Origin of the sequence: Cohaesibacter haloalkalitolerans (genome assembly GCF_003574655.1) — a bacterium.
Lineage (GTDB): Bacteria > Pseudomonadota > Alphaproteobacteria > Rhizobiales > Cohaesibacteraceae > Cohaesibacter > Cohaesibacter haloalkalitolerans.
In genome coordinates this window covers 367,626-383,391 of sequence record NZ_QNUM01000003.1, presented here as the reverse complement: position 1 = coordinate 383,391, position 15,766 = coordinate 367,626, and the positions used below count along the sequence as shown (strand labels likewise).

Sequence of the window (15,766 nt, the reverse complement as noted above, 5' to 3'; positions counted from 1 at the left end):
GTTGTAGATTTGATTACGAGGGGAGTCTCAATGGCTATTGAACGTACATTTTCCATCATCAAACCAGATGCCACCGAACGCAATCTGACCGGACAGATCACGGCCAAGCTTGAGGGCGCTGGTCTGCGCGTGATCGCTTCCAAGCGCATCCGTATGACGCAGGAACAGGCCGAAGGCTTCTATGCTGAACATCAGGGCAAGCCATTCTTTGGCGGGCTGGTCGAGTTCATGATTTCCGGTCCGGTCATCGTGCAGGTTCTGGAAGGGGAAAATGCCATTCTCAAGAACCGCGAAATCATGGGGGCCACCAATCCGGACAATGCCGACGAGGGAACGATCCGCAAGGAATTTGCCCTGTCGATGAGCAAGAACTCCGTGCACGGTTCGGATTCGCCGGAAAGCGCCGCACGTGAAATCCAGTTTTTCTTCAGCCCTGAAGAGATCGTTGGATAGTTTCTTCACGTGAAGGGATTTCGTAAGCCGCTGGCCGATCTGGCTGGCGGCTTTTTCTTTGCGGGCGGAGGAGCCTGTCTGGCGATGACAATTGCTTGAATGGTGCAGAAACCGGGCTTTGTGGATTGCCCTTGGCGACGAAATCGCTAAATTGGCGACATCTGTTCTAAATTTTTTTGAGGGAATGCAAATGGTTGGTTTTAAAAGCGCGGCTGTCATACTGGCTGCAACCTCTGTCGCCATGATGACGCTGTCCGTACCATCGCAAGCGGAGACGCTGACCAAGGATCTGTATCGGGCGCGGGTGGTCGACTTCTGCCTTTATGATCGCTGGGAAAAGGCCAAGAATGATGAAACCAAGAGCATTCTTGGTGATTGCAAATGCGCTGCGAAGAAATTCGTTGATGATCTGAGCGAGAAGGATCTGGCATCTGCCTTGAAGAGCGGATCGGTTGGCTGGTCGCAGAAGCGCGCTGTTCTGAGCAATTACGAAGCCTGCAGCAAATAGACATCGGGCCTTGGACTTAAAAAAGCCGATGAGCGCACGGGCGTTCATCGGCTTTTGTGTATCTAGTCTGCTTGCGCTTCCGGCTAGTGGAAGAGGAAACGGTCGGGTGACTGGCTGTCTTCATTGGTCTGGGTGATGATGACGCGCATGCCGTCAACCCGTGTCCTGCCACCGGCGACCAGAGCCACGGCCCGCGGATAGACCTTGTGTTCCATAACCAGAATGCGGGCGGACAGGCTGTCTTCATCGTCATCATCAAGCACGGGAACCGCTGCCTGGGTGATGATGGGGCCGGAATCCATGTCGGCGCGGACGAAATGCACGGTGCAACCTGCAAGGCGGCAGCCGGTGTCGATGGCGCGCTGGTGGGTGTGCAGACCCTTGAAGGACGGCAACAGCGAGGGGTGGATGTTGAGCATGCGATCTCGCCACTTGTCGACAAACCCCGGCGTCAGGATGCGCATGAAACCGGCCAGAACCACCAGCTCGATGCCATTGGCTTCCAGAACAGACTGGATTTCCGCATCGAAGGCCTCGCGATCGCCCTTGAAGGGACGATGGTCGACCACTGCCGTGGCGATGCCCTCGGCAGCGGCGGTTTCGAGGCCCTTGGCGTCGGCGTTGTTGGCCAGCACAAGGGCGATCTCTGCCGGATAGTCTTTGTTGCGGGCAGCTTCCAGAATGGCGGTCATGTTGCTTCCGCGCCCTGAAATCAGGATCGCGGTGCGCATCTTGGCGTTGGACATGACGGCTCAGCCCCCGAAATTGATCATGCTGTCGTAGACGACGGCATCACCATCGCGTGGTGCCAGCGAGCCCAGAACGACCGGAGCTTCGCCCGCATCCTTGAGGACGGCCATGAGAGCATCAGCCCGGTCGGCGTCTGCAACGAGGATCATGCCGATGCCGCAGTTGAAGGTGCGCAGCATTTCCTTGTTGGCGACACCGCCCAGTTTCTGCAGCCAGCCGAAGACGGCGGGGGGCGTTACCTTGGCCAGATCGAGGCGGGCAGCCAGATCAGAGGGCAGGACGCGCGGAATGTTTTCCGGGAAGCCGCCGCCGGTGATGTGGGCCAGTGCCTTGATGGCGCCGGTTTCGCGAATGGCCTTCAGGGTCGAGCGGACGTAGATCCGGGTCGGCTCCAGCAGCGCCTCGCCTATGCTCTTGCCTTCTGCGAAGGGAGCGGGATCGGTAAAGGACAGGCTGTTGGCTTCCAGAATGCGACGGACCAGCGAGAAACCGTTGGAATGAACACCGGAGGAGGCCAGACCGATCAGCACGTCACCCGCCTTGACATCGGCGCTTGGCAGCAGCGTGCCACGCTCGGCCGCGCCAACGGCAAAGCCAGCCAGATCATAGTCGTCCTTGGCATACATGCCGGGCATCTCGGCGGTTTCGCCACCGATCAATGCGCAGTTGGCCTGCTTGCAGCCCTCGGCGATGCCTGCGATGACGTCCGTAGCCGCCGTCACATCCAGCTTGCCGGTTGCGAAATAGTCGAGGAAGAACAGCGGTTCTGCGCCCTGTACGACCAGATCGTTGACGCACATGGCGACGAGGTCGATGCCGACGGTGTCATGCTTGCCGGTTTCGATGGCGACTTTCAGCTTGGTTCCCACGCCATCATTGGCGGCGACCAGTACCGGGTCGCTGAAGCCTGCGGCCTTCAGGTCGAACAGTCCACCGAAACCGCCGATTTCAGTGTCGGACCCCGGACGTGACGTCGCTTTGACAATGGGCTTGATGGCCTGGACCAGGGCGTTGCCCGCATCAATGTCCACGCCAGCGTCGGCGTAGGTGAGGTTGTTTGAAGCGGGGGAGTTTGATTCTTGGGTCTGATCGGACATATTGAATCCCTGACACAATTTACGACGCAGTTGTTTGCCCCTGAGACACACGAAAATCACATCAAATGCAAGCCCTCATGCGGGTTTATGAGCGCAAAAAGCGCTGTTTTGTTTCCTTCGGCAGGGAAAAGCCGGGGTTGGGGCGACCTTGGGACAAGATACCGATTGTCGGCTGCCGGTCGATCATACATGGTCAAAGCCTGTGATTGACCTCTGGATAGGCTGTTCAATCATGGTTTCGTCACGAATGAAACATATGAATCTTTGTTTGGGTTCTGTATCAAGAGACCCTATGTTTCATGAAAAGGGCCAGATGGCGGCTTGCGATGACCCCGGTCATCGGCTTTGCCATCGGGTTTGTCATTGGCGTGGGGACGCCAAGGCTCGGGAACGGGCGCGGAAACAAGGGGACGAGGGACGACGATGTCGCTTCAAAAACAGTTTGTGGTCTGGATGTGCGCCTTCGGTGCCTTTGTTTTGTGCATCTATGTGTTTCGCGGCGTCCTGTTGCCATTTGTGGCGGGCATGGCGCTGGCCTATCTGCTCGATCCGGTGGCCGACGCCTTCGAGCGCATCGGGCTCAACCGGATGTGGGCGACGATCTGCGTTCTGATGATCTTCGTGCTGATCTTCATGCTGCTGCTCATTCTGATCGTGCCGACGCTGGCCCATCAGATGGCTGGTTTCAGCAAGAACCTGCCCACTTATGTCGCCTCACTGCAGGCCATGGTCAGCAAGAGCACGGCCGATTACATGCCCAAGTTCCTCTCCAACTTTGATGCGGAGAGCCTTCAGAACAACATCAAGGATCTGGTCAGTCAGGGGGCATCCTGGGCCGGGCAGCTCATCCAGTCGATCTGGAACGGCGGTCAGGCGGTGCTCAACATGCTGGCGCTGCTGGTCATCACGCCGGTGGTTGCCTTCTACATGCTGCATGACTGGGATCGCATGGTGGAAACCATCGACGGATTGTTGCCACGGGATCACCGCAAGGTGATTCGGGAGCTGTTCGACCAGATCGACGAGAGCGTTTCGGGCTTTGTGCGCGGTCAGATTCTGGTCGGGCTCATTCTTGGCACATTCTATGCCATCGGCCTGTCGCTGCTGGGGCTCAATTTCGGCCTGTTGATCGGTCTCATTGCGGGCATCATCAGTTTTGTGCCCTATGCGGGTGCGACCATCGGACTCATCCTGTCGGGTGGCGTTGCGATCGTGCAGTTCTGGCCGGATCCGATCCCGATCGGGATCACCTTCGGCATTTTTGCCATGGGGCAGTTTCTGGAAGGCAATATCCTGCAGCCGCGTCTGGTTGGCGAGCGGGTGGGGCTGCATCCGGTGTGGCTGATGTTTGCGCTGCTTGCGTTCGGTTCGCTGTTCGGATTTGTCGGCATGCTGATTGCGGTTCCGGCTGCCGCAGCCGTGGGCGTGATTGTGCGGTACATCCTGAACCAGTATGTTCACTCGCCACTCTATCGGGGTCACGGTGGGGATCTGCTGGAAGACAAGAGCGAGACCGGAGCCGCCGGGGAGTCGCAGCCCTGATGACGGGCGGTCGGTTTTCGTGACGGGTTGGAATTTGGATCATTAGGAAAGTCAATGGGTTCAGCAAAATTCAACGATCAGATGCCATTGCATTTGCCGCATGAGGCGGCGATGGGGCGTGAGGATTTTTTGCGGGGTCCTTCCAATCAGGCAGCGTTTGACATGATCGATCTGTGGCCGAACTGGCCTGCCAGCTGGGTTCTGTTGGCCGGACCTGTCGGGGCGGGCAAATCGCATCTTGCCAAGATCTGGCAGGAGATGAGCGGCGCCCAGATCGTGACCATCGACGCACTGAACCGGTCTGATCCCACTTCGCTGGTGTCCGCGGGAGCGGTGATCATCGAGGACGCGGACTGTCCGGGCAGAGACGATACCGCGTTGTTCCATCTGCTCAATGCGGCGAGGGAAGCACGGGCCTTTGTGCTGATCACGGCAAGAAACTGGCCCGAGAGCTGGGGCGTGACGCTGCCCGACCTGATGTCCCGTTTGCGCCTGACGACACCGGTCGAGATTTTCGAGCCGGATGACGAGCTGTTGCGCAGTGTCTTGGTCAAGCTGTTCGCCGACCGGCAGTTGATGCCGGACCCGAGCGTTATCGAATATATCCTCATGCGCATGGAGCGGTCCATCGGGGCGGCGCTGAAGATCGTTGAGGCAGTCGACCGGCAGGCGCTGGCCCAGCACAGGACCATCACCCGACCGTTTGTCGCCATGATCATCAAGGCGTTGAGCGAGGAAGCCGAGGGATCGACTGGCGATCTGTAGACTTGTCTCACGCGCTCATCCTCCACGGATGAGGGGAGGCGATTCCCGCTCTGGCCATGTTGATATCTTCATGGCGGGGACATCGGCATTATGAGGGCCGTCACATAACTGCTAAGGTATTCCTATATTTGCTGATTTGATGTGCCCCGGGGTTCCTGTATTGTGCTGGTGCAACCGTATTGGGAACTGGAATTTGCGTGCTGCTTTTGGTACGACAGTCCTGCAGGTCAAATCCCGATTGCCACTCTTGTGTTTCACCGTGAGTGGGCAGGGCGGCACGGAGTTTTCGTTCCCCTCGAGCTTTTGTGGCTGGGCTGGCCCTGCGCGAGCGGTGCGGTGGTGACAAAACTGAAACGGCTCCGATCCATTTTGGAAAGAACGCTGTTTCCTCATGCGAGAGCGACGGACGAACCTCTATGTCTGATATCAATGAAACTAATCCCTACTCTTCCTCCGAGATGATTGGTGCTTCCGAGGCTGGAAGCCCGGTCACTGCTGATGTTCAGGCCTCCGACATGACACCTTCGGCAGAAGAGATCGAGGCGCTGATGGCGAGCCCCGGACGCTTTGTCAACCGCGAGCTTTCCTGGCTCGGGTTCAATAGCCGAGTGCTGGAAGAAACCGAGAATCCCAACCATCCGCTTCTGGAGCGGCTGCGGTTCCTGTCCATTTCGGCGAGCAATCTGGATGAGTTCTTCATGGTCCGCGTGGCCGGTCTCAAGGGCCAGAAACGTGCCGGGGTGACCTCGATCAGTGCCGACGGACTGGACGCGGGCCAGCAGCTGGTCAAGATCAACGCCGCCGTACATGATCTGGTGGATCGGCAGCAGGCGAGCTTCCGTGATCTGCGGGTGCTGCTGGAAGAGGAAATGATCTTCCTCATCGAGCCGGACCATTTGACCGAACAGGATTTGCAGGTTCTGGAAAAGACCTTCCTTGAGGACATCTTCCCGGTGTTGACGCCGCTGGCCGTCGATCCGGCTCATCCGTTCCCCTTCATTCCGAACCTCGGCTTCTCGCTGGCTCTCAATCTCAAGGGCGAAAAGGGACGGGGCGATCTCACGGCCATCGTGCGCATGCCCAATGCGCTCAAGCGGTTCATTTCGTTGCCGGGGGTCCCTGACGTTGAAAACAGCCATCGCTGTATTCTGCTTGAGCAGGTGGTTTCCCTGTTCATCGATCGCATTTTCCCCGGCTATTCCGTTGTCAATATCGGCTCCTTCCGCGTTATTCGCGATTCCGATATCGAGATCGAGGAAGAGGCCGAGGATCTGGTGCGCCATTTCGAAAGCGCCCTAAAGCGCCGCCGCAGAGGGTCGATCATTCGTCTGGAGCTGGAAAGCTCGACGGAAGAAGACCTGCGCAACTTTGTTGCCCATGCGGTGGATGTCGATGATGACGAAGTGGTCGATATCGACGGGCCACTCGGCCTGAGTGACATGTCCGAGCTGGTCGGGCTGGATCGTCCGGAGCTGAAGTTCAAGAGCTACAATGCCCGTTTCCCGGAACGGATCCGTGAACATAACGGCGACTGTTTTGCTGCCATCAGGGAAAAGGACATTGTTGTTCACCATCCCTATGAAAGCTTCGATGTGGTGGCGCAGTATCTGCTGCAGGCTGCCCTTGATCCGAACGTGGTCGCCATCAAGCAGACCCTTTACCGGACCTCGAAGAATTCGCCCATCATTCGGGCCCTGATCGAGGCGGCCGAGGCGGGCAAGTCGGTGACGGCGCTGGTGGAGTTGAAGGCCCGTTTCGATGAAGAGGCCAACATTGGCTGGGCGCGCGATCTGGAACGCGCCGGGGTGCAGGTTGTCTTCGGCTTTATCGAACTCAAGACCCACGCCAAGCTGTCGATGGTGGTCCGCCGCGAGGAAGGTAAGCTGGTGACCTACTGCCACATCGGCACGGGCAACTATCACCCGATCACGGCCAAGATCTATACCGATCTCAGCTTCTTCACCGCAGATGAAGAGATCGCGATGGATGTGGCGCGGATCTTCAACTTCATCACGGGTTATGCTGAGCCGGATCACCTCAGAAAGCTGCTGGTTTCGCCCTACACCATGCGCAAGACCCTGCTTGAATATATCGAGCGGGAGATCGACCATGCCCGCGCCGGGCGCCCGGGGCGGATCTGGGCCAAGGCCAACTCGCTGGTTGACCCGATGTTGATCGATGCCTTCTACCGCGCCAGTCAGGCTGGCGTGAAGATTGATCTGATCATCCGCGGCATCTGCTGCCTGAGGCCGCAATTCCCCGGTCTCTCGGACAATATCCGCGTCAAATCGATTGTTGGCCGTTTCCTTGAGCATTCGCGCATCATCTGTTTCGGCAATGGACAGGAGTTGCCAAATCCCGATGCGATCATCTATTTCGGCTCTGCCGATCTGATGCCGCGCAATCTGGATCGGCGCTGCGAAATCTATGTGCCGGTCAGCAATCCGACCATCCATGCGCAGGTTCTTGATCAGATCATGGTTGCCAATATCATGGATAACCAGCAAAGTTGGGAGATTCTGCCGGATGGCTCTTCTCGTCGCATAACCGCTGCGGAAGGGGAAGATCCTTTCAATGCTCACAGCTTCTTCATGACCAACCCAAGTCTTTCAGGACGAGGTGATTCAATAGAAAATGACTCTCCAAAGGCATTCTCAGACCAATTCCAGCGATAACACTCTGGACAAGCTCAACATTCAGGGGCGGATCAATGGATCCGTTCCCGTTGCTGTTGTCGATATCGGCTCGAACTCCGTTCGCCTCGTCATGTATGAGCGCGAAGCGCGGGCGCCTGTGCCGATGTATAACGAAAAGCACCTGTGCGGTCTGGGGCGTGGGGTTGGCATGACCGGCCAGCTCGAGGTCGGGGCCGTGGACGCTGCGCTCGCGGCGCTGAGGCGCTTTCGTTTCCTCATGGACAATGCCGGTGTTGAGAAGAAATATGTGCTGGCAACGGCAGCCGCTCGGGATGCCGAAAACGGGCCGGATTTCCTCAAGCAGGTGGAAGAGATTTGCGGGATTGCGCCGCTGGTTCTGTCCGGTGAAGACGAGGCCCGCAAGTCCGCTCTGGGCGTCGTTTCCGCCATGCTGGATCCGCTCGGGGTTGTCGGCGATCTTGGCGGGGGGAGCCTTGAACTGATTGGCGTCGAGGGCAAGACCCTTGGCACCGGGGCGACCCATCCGCTTGGCGGCTTGCGGCTGCAGGACATGTCCGGTTCATCGGTGCGGCAGGCGCTGAAGATTGCCAAGACCGAACTGGCAGAATCCGAGCAGTTGCAGGGGCTTGAAGGCAAGACTTTCTATGCGGTCGGCGGCACCTGGCGTGCCTTTGGCAAACTGCACATGTCGTCGGTTGGCTATCCGCTCAATGTCATGCATCACTATGAAGTGGATGCCGAAGAAGCGTTCGAGTTCTGCCGTCAGTGCATGCGCGATGATATCGAGGATTTCTCCGGCATCAGCGTGGTGTCCAAGTCCCGTCGGGCCCTGTTGCCCTATGGGGCGGCGGTGTTATCCGAGGTGATCCGCAAAGGCAAGCCCAAGCGCGTTGTCTTTTCGTCGATCGGTGTGCGGGAGGGGCATCTTTACGAACTGCTGCCAGAGACGGTTCAGGAAGAGGACCCGCTGCTGTCCGCCTGCGAGGAACTGTGTGTTCTGCGGTCGCGGTCGCCCCAGTATGCTCATGAGCTGGCCGACTGGCTGGACGGGGTCTACTCTGCGCTGGGTATCGTCGAGAATGCCTATGAGAAACGGCTGCGGCGGGCGGCCTGCCTGCTGGTCGACATGGGATGGCGTGCCCATCCGGACTATCGTGGCACGCAGAGCCTCAATGTCATTGCCCACGGAACCTTCATCGGGATCGACCATCCCGGCCGTGCCTATCTGGCGATGTCGAACTATTTCCGGCACGAGGGCCTGTCCGGCTCGAAGCTGTCGACCCGCATGCGCGACCTGAGCAACCTGCATCTGCGCAGCATGGCGCAGTTGACCGGGGCTGCCCAGCGTCTGGCCCATGCCGCCGTTGGTGATCTGCCGGGGGTTCTCAACCGGCTGGATATCCGTCTGGCCGATGATACGGCCGTGCTGACCATTCCCGATGATTTGAAGATCCTCATGCATGGCAAGCTGGAAAGGCGCTTTGTCAGTTTCGTCCGGCTGCTGGGCTATGACGCCCGGATCGCATGATTTCCGAACCCTGCAAGCTAAGGAGCCCGTTACGCAATGACCAGTGAAAAGACCTCAGATGGGCAATGGGTTGTCGTTCATGGATCTCTGGACAGGAATGCGCCGGTCACGCCGGTGTCCGTCGAGGCTTGCTATCGCGACAGGGTTCCCTATGGCGAATATGTGCTGTTTGCCGCCAGTGATCCCGAGGCGATCGAGGATGGGCTGATCTCCATCGTCGACTATGGCTATCTGGTGGAAGTGCGCGTGACCTTCGAGGAAGACCTTGTCGAGGAGGGTGCAGGCAACATCGACTGGTGTCAGGAGGATTTTGACGATCAGGGCGACAGCTTTGCCAGTGAGGTTTGGCCCAGCTGGCGGGAAGTTACCCTTGGGGATGTCTCACACAGCATCTTTCCGCCCGGTGCGGATTTCGTCATGGCCAAGAGTGTGCTTTCCGTTGATGAGGGCTCGGCCACCTTTGTCGAGATCACGCGGATTGAAGCGGATCTGCCTGCGGAAATGGCGCTGACCTTCTCCAAAGTCGAGCAGGACCGGCTGTTGGAAGTCAAGGCCGTGCTGAAGGATGAGGCTGTGCCCATTGCGCTGCTGTCGGCCCTGTGGGAGCAATTGGTCGAGCAGTTCCGCGATCTGCCTTATAAGAAACTGGAAGGTGCAGAGCGGGTGGAGCCGGACGATGGCGAGGAAGACTTCGATCTGGATTCCATTGGCGAGGTGGCGGGCGAAGCCTGATTGGCCATGCCGCGCGATGCTCTTCCAGAGCAGCTCACCCAAAGGTTTTCGCTCAGACTTGCTCATCGGGGGTGATCATCACCGGCTCGTTGAGGGCTCTGCTTTTGGTGAAGTGATAGAGCGCGACCATGGCTGCCACGAACCCGGCCAGAGCACCCACGCCCAAGGCCCATCTCGGCCCGAGATTATCGGCGACCCAGCCGACGATGGGGGCACCGATCGGGGTGCCGCCCATGGTGATGGCAAACCGCAGCGCCATGACCCTCCCACGCATTTCCGGGGTGGTGGACAGCAGCATCAGGGCGTTGGATGTGTTGAGGAATGTCATCGCCGACAGCCCGACCAGAATCAGCGTGACCGCGAACCACCAGTAGCTCGGCGTCAGAGCCGCCAACGTGCAGCCGACGCCGAATAGCGCTGTGCCGATGAACAGGGTCTCAAACCGGGGCAGTTCCCGACCCGCTGCCATCAGGGCTCCGATCAGGGTGCCGATGGCAGAGAAGGTGGTCAACAGTCCGTAGCCTTGCGCGTCGGCGTTGAATAGCTTGACGCCCATGGTGGAGATGTAGATCGGGAAGTTCATGCCGAAGGTGCCGATAAGGAACAGCATGATCAGCATCACGCGCAGATCCTTGCGCCCAAAGGCATAGTGGAAACCGTCTAGAATGCCCTTGGCCGAACGGCGGGCATGAACGCTGGGCTGCAATTCGGATTGCCGGATCATCAGTAGCGACAGCAGGACCGCACCAAAGGACAATCCGTTGAGAATGAACGCCGGCCCAGTGTCAAAGGCGGCAATCAGGATGCCCGCAATTGCAGGGCCGATCATGCGGGCACTGTTGAAGGAGGTCGAGTTGAGCGCAACCGCGTTCGAGATGTCCTTCTTGGCGACCAGTTCGCTGACAAAGATCTGGCGGGCTGGTGCATCAAAGGCCGCACCGCAGCCGAACAGGAAGGCGAGCAGGTAGACATGCCAAAGCTCGACCAGATCGGCAATGACAAGAAAGCCGAGCAGAAGGGAGATGATGCCCATCACCGTTTGCGTGACGATCATCAGCTTGCGCCGGTCGAACATGTCCGCGACCAGCCCGGTGACCGGGAACAGCAGCAACTGTGGGCCGAACTGGAAGGCCATGGTCATGCCAACAGCCGAGGCGCTGTGATCGGTCAGCTGGGTCAGCACCAGCCAGTCCTGCGCCGTGCGTTGCATCCATGTGCCGATGTTGGAAATCAGGGCGCCAAAGAACCAGAGACGATAGTTGAAGGTGCTCAGGGAGCGAAAAACCGACGTCAGTCTGAAATTCATGAAGGGCATCCTGAAGGTTTCGGCGAGCCTGGCAACCATATCCTTTGCGCATCACCTTACTGTGTGCAGCGCTTGCGAGGCTTTGACCATGTGCCGGTGTGGGCTGCATGCGGGAGGAGGGCTGTTCAAGTCGTGAGGAATTTTAGGGGCGGGCAAACCGTCTTGTGGCCGTGGCCGGGACCATTCTGCCCGTTATGTCTGGACTTGTTCTATTAGGATGATCCTCAGGTGTTGTCCAGAGGATCATGCCGGATCTTAATTGGCCGGTGGGGGAGACCGGTGGTCAAGGCGCACGCTGGGCGCGCCTTGGGGGGTATTCATCAGGCAGAGGCTTCGGTCTGCTTTTCCTTGCGGCCCTTGCCAGACTTCTTGCCATTGCGGGACTGGGGTTGCAGAACCGGGGGGTCGCATTCGATCATCCCGACACGCTTGCCCTCCAGACGCAGGGCGATTTCGCCCTTCTTGATCTTGATGGCATACTGGCCGAACATCTCCCGACGCCAGCCTTTCATGGCGGTCACTTCGGCGTCATCGTCACAGGCGATCTTTTCGAGATCGTCGACCGTGGCGATGATCTTGGCAGCAACACCGTGCTGTTCCGAGATCAGTTTGAGCAGAACCTTCATCAGGTCGACAGCGGCACCCGAACCTTCCGGCTGGTTCTTGCCCTTGGGAACCTCGGGCAGATCCGTCGTCGGGATTTCCGAGATCTCATGCATCAGTTGCAAAAGGTCCTGGCCCGTTTTCGAACGCTCGTAGCCCTTGGAAATGGACCGCAAGGCGGTGAGGGCTTCCGGGGTCTGCGGCTGATGCACGGCCAGTTCGAAAATGGCTTCGTCCTTGAGGATGCGGTTGCGCGGCACATCGCGGCTCTGCGCCTCGGATTCTCGCCATGCGGCCAGCATTTTCAGCGCGACAAACTCGCGAGGCTTGCGAATGCGCAGCTTCATGCGCTTCCAGGCATCGATCGGGGCAGTGTAATAGGTGTCCGGAGAGGTCAGGATTTCCATTTCCTCCTGCACCCATTCGCAGCGGTTCTGTTCTTTCAGATTGTCGCTAAGAGCGTGGTAGACATCGCGCAGATGGGTGACATCGGCAAGCGCATAGGTCAGCTGCTTCTCAGTCAGCGGACGGCGCGACCAGTCGGTATAGCGATGGGACTTGTCGATGCGGTTTCCCGTAAGGCGCTGGACGAGCTGATCGTAGGAAATGGAGTCCCCAAAACCGCACACCATGGCCGCCACTTGCGTGTCAAACATGGGAGAGGGGATCAACTTGCCCAGATGGTAGATGATTTCGATGTCCTGACGGCCTGCATGGAAAACCTTGATCACGCTCTCGTCGGCCATCAACGCAAAGAAGGGCGCAAGGTCCAGGCCCTCTGCCATCGGGTCGATGAGAAAGGCGTCATCCGGCACAGCCATCTGGATGAGGCAAAGTTTCGGCCAATAGGTCGTTTCACGCAGAAACTCGGTGTCAACCGTGACGTAGGGGTGTTTCGCGCATTTTGTGCAAGCGTCTGCCAATTCGGCAGTAGTTGTTATCGTCTTCATCGGGTCCGCTTATATCGAACATTTCTTGTTTTGTCGCCGACTCTTTGTTTCATCAGGGCCAACAGTGGGGAATATTGCAATGTGTTGAGAGAAAATGAAACCTCAATTGTATGATTTTACAAATTTCCTCAAATATGGCTGTGTCGTCAATCTTTTGTTGCATAGCTTTTCGGAGAGCTTTTGTTTAACGGGCTTGCGTGATTTACTTTTTCGATGCCGCTGGCCATCGCTCGCTGTGTGTTGTTGTTTACGTCGGAATGCTCCATGGAAATCAGAAAAGAGACGGTCGCCGACTTCGAGGCGATCATGAATGTGACACTGGCTGCTGCCAAATTGCATCAGGTTGGCAAGCTGGGCGGCTATCATACGCTCAATGAAATGCGCAAGTCGGGCATGCTGGCCCTGTCGCTGGTCGCCGAGATCGATGGTACCATCGTTGGGCATGCTGCGTTCTTCCCCCTGCGTGTTACGGCGGGGGACAAGGGGTGGTATGCGCTCGGTTCCATTTCGGTCCTGCCTGAATGCCAGAGTCAGGGGATACGTAAGGCGCTGATTGCCGAGGGTCTCGAAATCCTGCGGTCGATGCATGGCCGGGGCGTGGCGATTGTCGGGGATCCCGACTATTTCAAGCCGCTTGGCTTCCTCAATGCACCGCAGCTGGCCGCCAGACAGGCCGATGCGGACGGCATCATGGTGATGCCGTTTGACAACAGGATGCCTTATGGCCGGTTTGAATTCCCTGAAGCTTTCATGAGCGTCCAATAGGGATTGATCCTGAGGGCGAATGCGTGGCATTCCCATCGAAAATCCAGTTTCTTTCGGAAAAGCCGGACTTTTTCGCGGTTTGGCTTGACACCCTGCCCAAGCCGTTGCAGGGTCCGGGCAGATTTTTGCATAGGGCGTAGGTTCTGCGCCCTTTTTGCGTTGAAACCGATAGAATTGCGCTCTATTAAAAGCGGGTCGATTTATCGGTAAAGTTCAATTCGAGATGCGGGCGTTCCCGTTTGATGCAAATGGCAAGCCGGCATCTCAAGCATCAGGGTTTATTCATGCATCCTTATCGCAGCCATACCTGTGGCGATCTCCGTGATAGCCATGTGGGCGAAAATGTTCGTCTGTCCGGTTGGGTACACCGTGTACGCGACCATGGCGGTCTTCTTTTCATCGATTTGCGCGACCAGTATGGTCTCACCCAGGTCGTGGCCGATCCGGATTCTCCAGCTTTCGCAGACGCTGAAAAAGTGCGTGGCGAGTGGTGTGTCAGGGTCGAAGGCGAGGTCAAGGCTCGTTCGGAAGACACAATTAACGAGACGTTGCCGACCGGCAAGATCGAAATCTTCATTTCCAAGCTGGACGTTCTGGGCGCTTCCAAAGAGCTGCCTCTTCCGGTCTTCGGTGAGCCGGACTATCCGGAAGACACGCGCCTCAAATTCCGCTTCCTCGACTTGCGCCGCGAAACCTTGCACGCAAACATCCTGAAGCGCTCCGCCATCATCGCCTCAGCTCGCCGTCGCATGAACGCGATCGGGTTCAACGAATTCCAGACGCCAATCCTGACGGCTTCCTCTCCAGAAGGTGCCCGTGACTTCCTGGTGCCTTCGCGCATTCATCCGGGCAAGTTCTACGCTCTGCCGCAGGCTCCGCAGCAGTTCAAGCAGCTGCTGATGATGTCCGGTTTCGACAAATATTTCCAGATCGCCCCATGCTTCCGCGATGAAGACCCGCGCGCAGACCGTCTGCCGGGCGAGTTCTATCAGCTCGATATGGAAATGAGCTTTGTCGAGCAGGAAGACATTCTGACGACGATGGAACCGGTCATTCGTGGCCTGTTCGAGGAATTTGCCGAAGGCAAGCCTGTGACGCAGGAATTCCCGCGCATTCCTTACAAGGAATCGCTGCGCAAATATGGCTCTGACAAGCCTGACCTGCGTATTCCGATCGTCATGGAAGAAGTGTCCGACCACTTCCGTGGCTCGGGCTTCAAGATTTTTGCACGCATGCTCGAAGAGGGCAGCAATGAAGTCTGGGGTATTCCGGCCAAGACCGGTGGTGCCCGTACCTTCTGCGACCGCATGAACAGCTGGGCTCAGAGCGAAGGTCAGGCTGGCCTTGGCTATATCTTCTGGCGCAAGGGCGAAGACGGATCTCTGGAAGGGGCTGGTCCTCTTGCCAAGAATATCGGTCCGGAACGCACGGAGGCCATCCGCACCCAGCTCGGACTGGATGCCGGTGACGCCTGCTTCTTTGTTGCCGGTGATCCGAAGAAATTCTATGACTTTGCCGGTCGTGCCCGTAACCGGGTGGGTGAAGAGCTCAACCTCATCGACCGTGATCGCTTCGATCTGTGCTGGATCGTCGACTTCCCGATGTATGAGTGGAACGAAGACGAAGAGAAGGTGGACTTCTGCCACAACCCGTTCTCCATGCCGAAAGGCGCGCTGGAAGGGTTGGAAAACACTGATCCGCTCGAACTGGACGCCTATCAGTATGACGTGGTCTGCAACGGCTATGAAATCGGCTCCGGTGCCATTCGTAACCACAGTATCGAAGTCATGAAGAAGGCCTTCGAGATTGCCGGTTACAGTGAAGACGTTCTGCAGGAACGCTTCGGCGGCATGTATCGCGCGTTCCAGTATGGCGCTCCTCCGCATGGTGGCATGGCTGCCGGAATGGACCGCATCATCATGCTGCTCTGCGGCACACCGAACCTGCGCGAAATCTCTCTGTTCCCGATGAACCAGCAGGCTCAGGACCTGTTGATGGGTGCGCCGAGCAACGCCACCAACCAGCAGCTTCGCGAATTGCATCTGCGTCTTAATCTTCCAGAATAAGAAACGCTTGCAAGCAAATGAATTGCATGAAAAAGGCGGCTTTG

13 protein-coding genes are annotated in these 15,766 nt (G+C 57.8%); 9 read left to right on the top strand and 4 right to left on the bottom strand.

Annotated elements, in window-relative coordinates; all coding sequences use genetic code 11:
- Positions 1 to 30: 30 nt before the first annotated feature.
- Together ndk and DSL70_RS09210 are read left to right on the top strand one after the other, a co-directional pair.
- A complete protein-coding gene (gene ndk, locus DSL70_RS09215) occupies positions 31 to 453 on the top strand; it encodes a nucleoside-diphosphate kinase (protein ID WP_119307611.1) in 423 nt (140 codons plus the stop codon).
- Between the two features lie 190 nt (positions 454 to 643).
- On the top strand, positions 644 to 961 hold the full coding sequence (locus DSL70_RS09210) for a hypothetical protein (RefSeq protein ID WP_119307610.1): 318 nt from the start codon (positions 644 to 646) through the stop codon (positions 959 to 961).
- Positions 962 to 1,044: 83 nt separating this feature from the next.
- Here DSL70_RS09210 and purN read toward each other — a convergent pair whose 3' ends face one another.
- Positions 1,045 to 1,707 (bottom strand): phosphoribosylglycinamide formyltransferase, encoded by a 663-nt coding sequence (gene purN / locus DSL70_RS09205; RefSeq protein WP_119307609.1) that lies wholly within the window; start codon positions 1,705 to 1,707, stop codon positions 1,045 to 1,047.
- A 6-nt stretch (positions 1,708 to 1,713) separates the two neighbouring features.
- Positions 1,714 to 2,808: a phosphoribosylformylglycinamidine cyclo-ligase gene (gene purM, locus DSL70_RS09200; RefSeq protein WP_119307608.1), complete on the bottom strand. Its 1,095-nt coding sequence runs from the start codon at positions 2,806 to 2,808 to the stop codon at positions 1,714 to 1,716.
- Positions 2,809 to 3,231: 423 nt separating this feature from the next.
- On the opposite strand from purM, the gene DSL70_RS09195 reads away from it, so the two are divergent.
- From DSL70_RS09195 to DSL70_RS09175, 5 genes are all read left to right on the top strand, one after another.
- Positions 3,232 to 4,350 carry an AI-2E family transporter gene (locus tag DSL70_RS09195; RefSeq protein WP_119307607.1) on the top strand — a complete coding sequence of 373 codons (1,119 nt, stop codon included), beginning with the start codon at positions 3,232 to 3,234 and terminating at the stop codon, positions 4,348 to 4,350.
- A 54-nt stretch (positions 4,351 to 4,404) separates the two neighbouring features.
- On the top strand, positions 4,405 to 5,115 hold the full coding sequence (locus tag DSL70_RS09190; protein WP_119307606.1) for an HdaA/DnaA family protein: 711 nt from the start codon (positions 4,405 to 4,407) through the stop codon (positions 5,113 to 5,115).
- A gap of 416 nt (positions 5,116 to 5,531) precedes the next feature.
- Positions 5,532 to 7,790 (top strand): RNA degradosome polyphosphate kinase, encoded by a 2,259-nt coding sequence (locus DSL70_RS09185; protein ID WP_425359349.1) that lies wholly within the window; start codon positions 5,532 to 5,534, stop codon positions 7,788 to 7,790.
- Positions 7,750 to 9,300 carry a Ppx/GppA family phosphatase gene (locus DSL70_RS09180; protein WP_119307604.1) on the top strand — a complete coding sequence of 517 codons (1,551 nt, stop codon included), beginning with the start codon at positions 7,750 to 7,752 and terminating at the stop codon, positions 9,298 to 9,300. Before DSL70_RS09185 ends, DSL70_RS09180 begins: the two co-directional genes overlap by 41 nt.
- Before the next feature lie 36 nt (positions 9,301 to 9,336).
- Positions 9,337 to 10,032 carry a hypothetical protein gene (locus DSL70_RS09175; RefSeq protein ID WP_119307603.1) on the top strand — a complete coding sequence of 232 codons (696 nt, stop codon included), beginning with the start codon at positions 9,337 to 9,339 and terminating at the stop codon, positions 10,030 to 10,032.
- 52 nt (positions 10,033 to 10,084) lie between these two features.
- Here DSL70_RS09175 and DSL70_RS09170 read toward each other — a convergent pair whose 3' ends face one another.
- Positions 10,085 to 11,338, bottom strand: a complete 1,254-nt coding sequence (locus DSL70_RS09170; protein ID WP_119307895.1) for an MFS transporter — start codon at positions 11,336 to 11,338, stop codon at positions 10,085 to 10,087.
- 320 nt (positions 11,339 to 11,658) lie between these two features.
- Positions 11,659 to 12,891, bottom strand: a complete 1,233-nt coding sequence (gene rnd, locus DSL70_RS09165) for a ribonuclease D (protein ID WP_119307602.1) — start codon at positions 12,889 to 12,891, stop codon at positions 11,659 to 11,661.
- Between the two features lie 264 nt (positions 12,892 to 13,155).
- Between rnd and DSL70_RS09160 the strand changes: the two genes are divergently transcribed.
- Positions 13,156 to 13,656: a GNAT family N-acetyltransferase gene (locus DSL70_RS09160; protein ID WP_162916519.1), complete on the top strand. Its 501-nt coding sequence runs from the start codon at positions 13,156 to 13,158 to the stop codon at positions 13,654 to 13,656.
- A 284-nt stretch (positions 13,657 to 13,940) separates the two neighbouring features.
- Positions 13,941 to 15,722, top strand: a complete 1,782-nt coding sequence (aspS, locus tag DSL70_RS09155) for an aspartate--tRNA ligase (protein ID WP_119307894.1) — start codon at positions 13,941 to 13,943, stop codon at positions 15,720 to 15,722.
- The last annotated feature ends 44 nt before the right edge of the window (positions 15,723 to 15,766 follow it).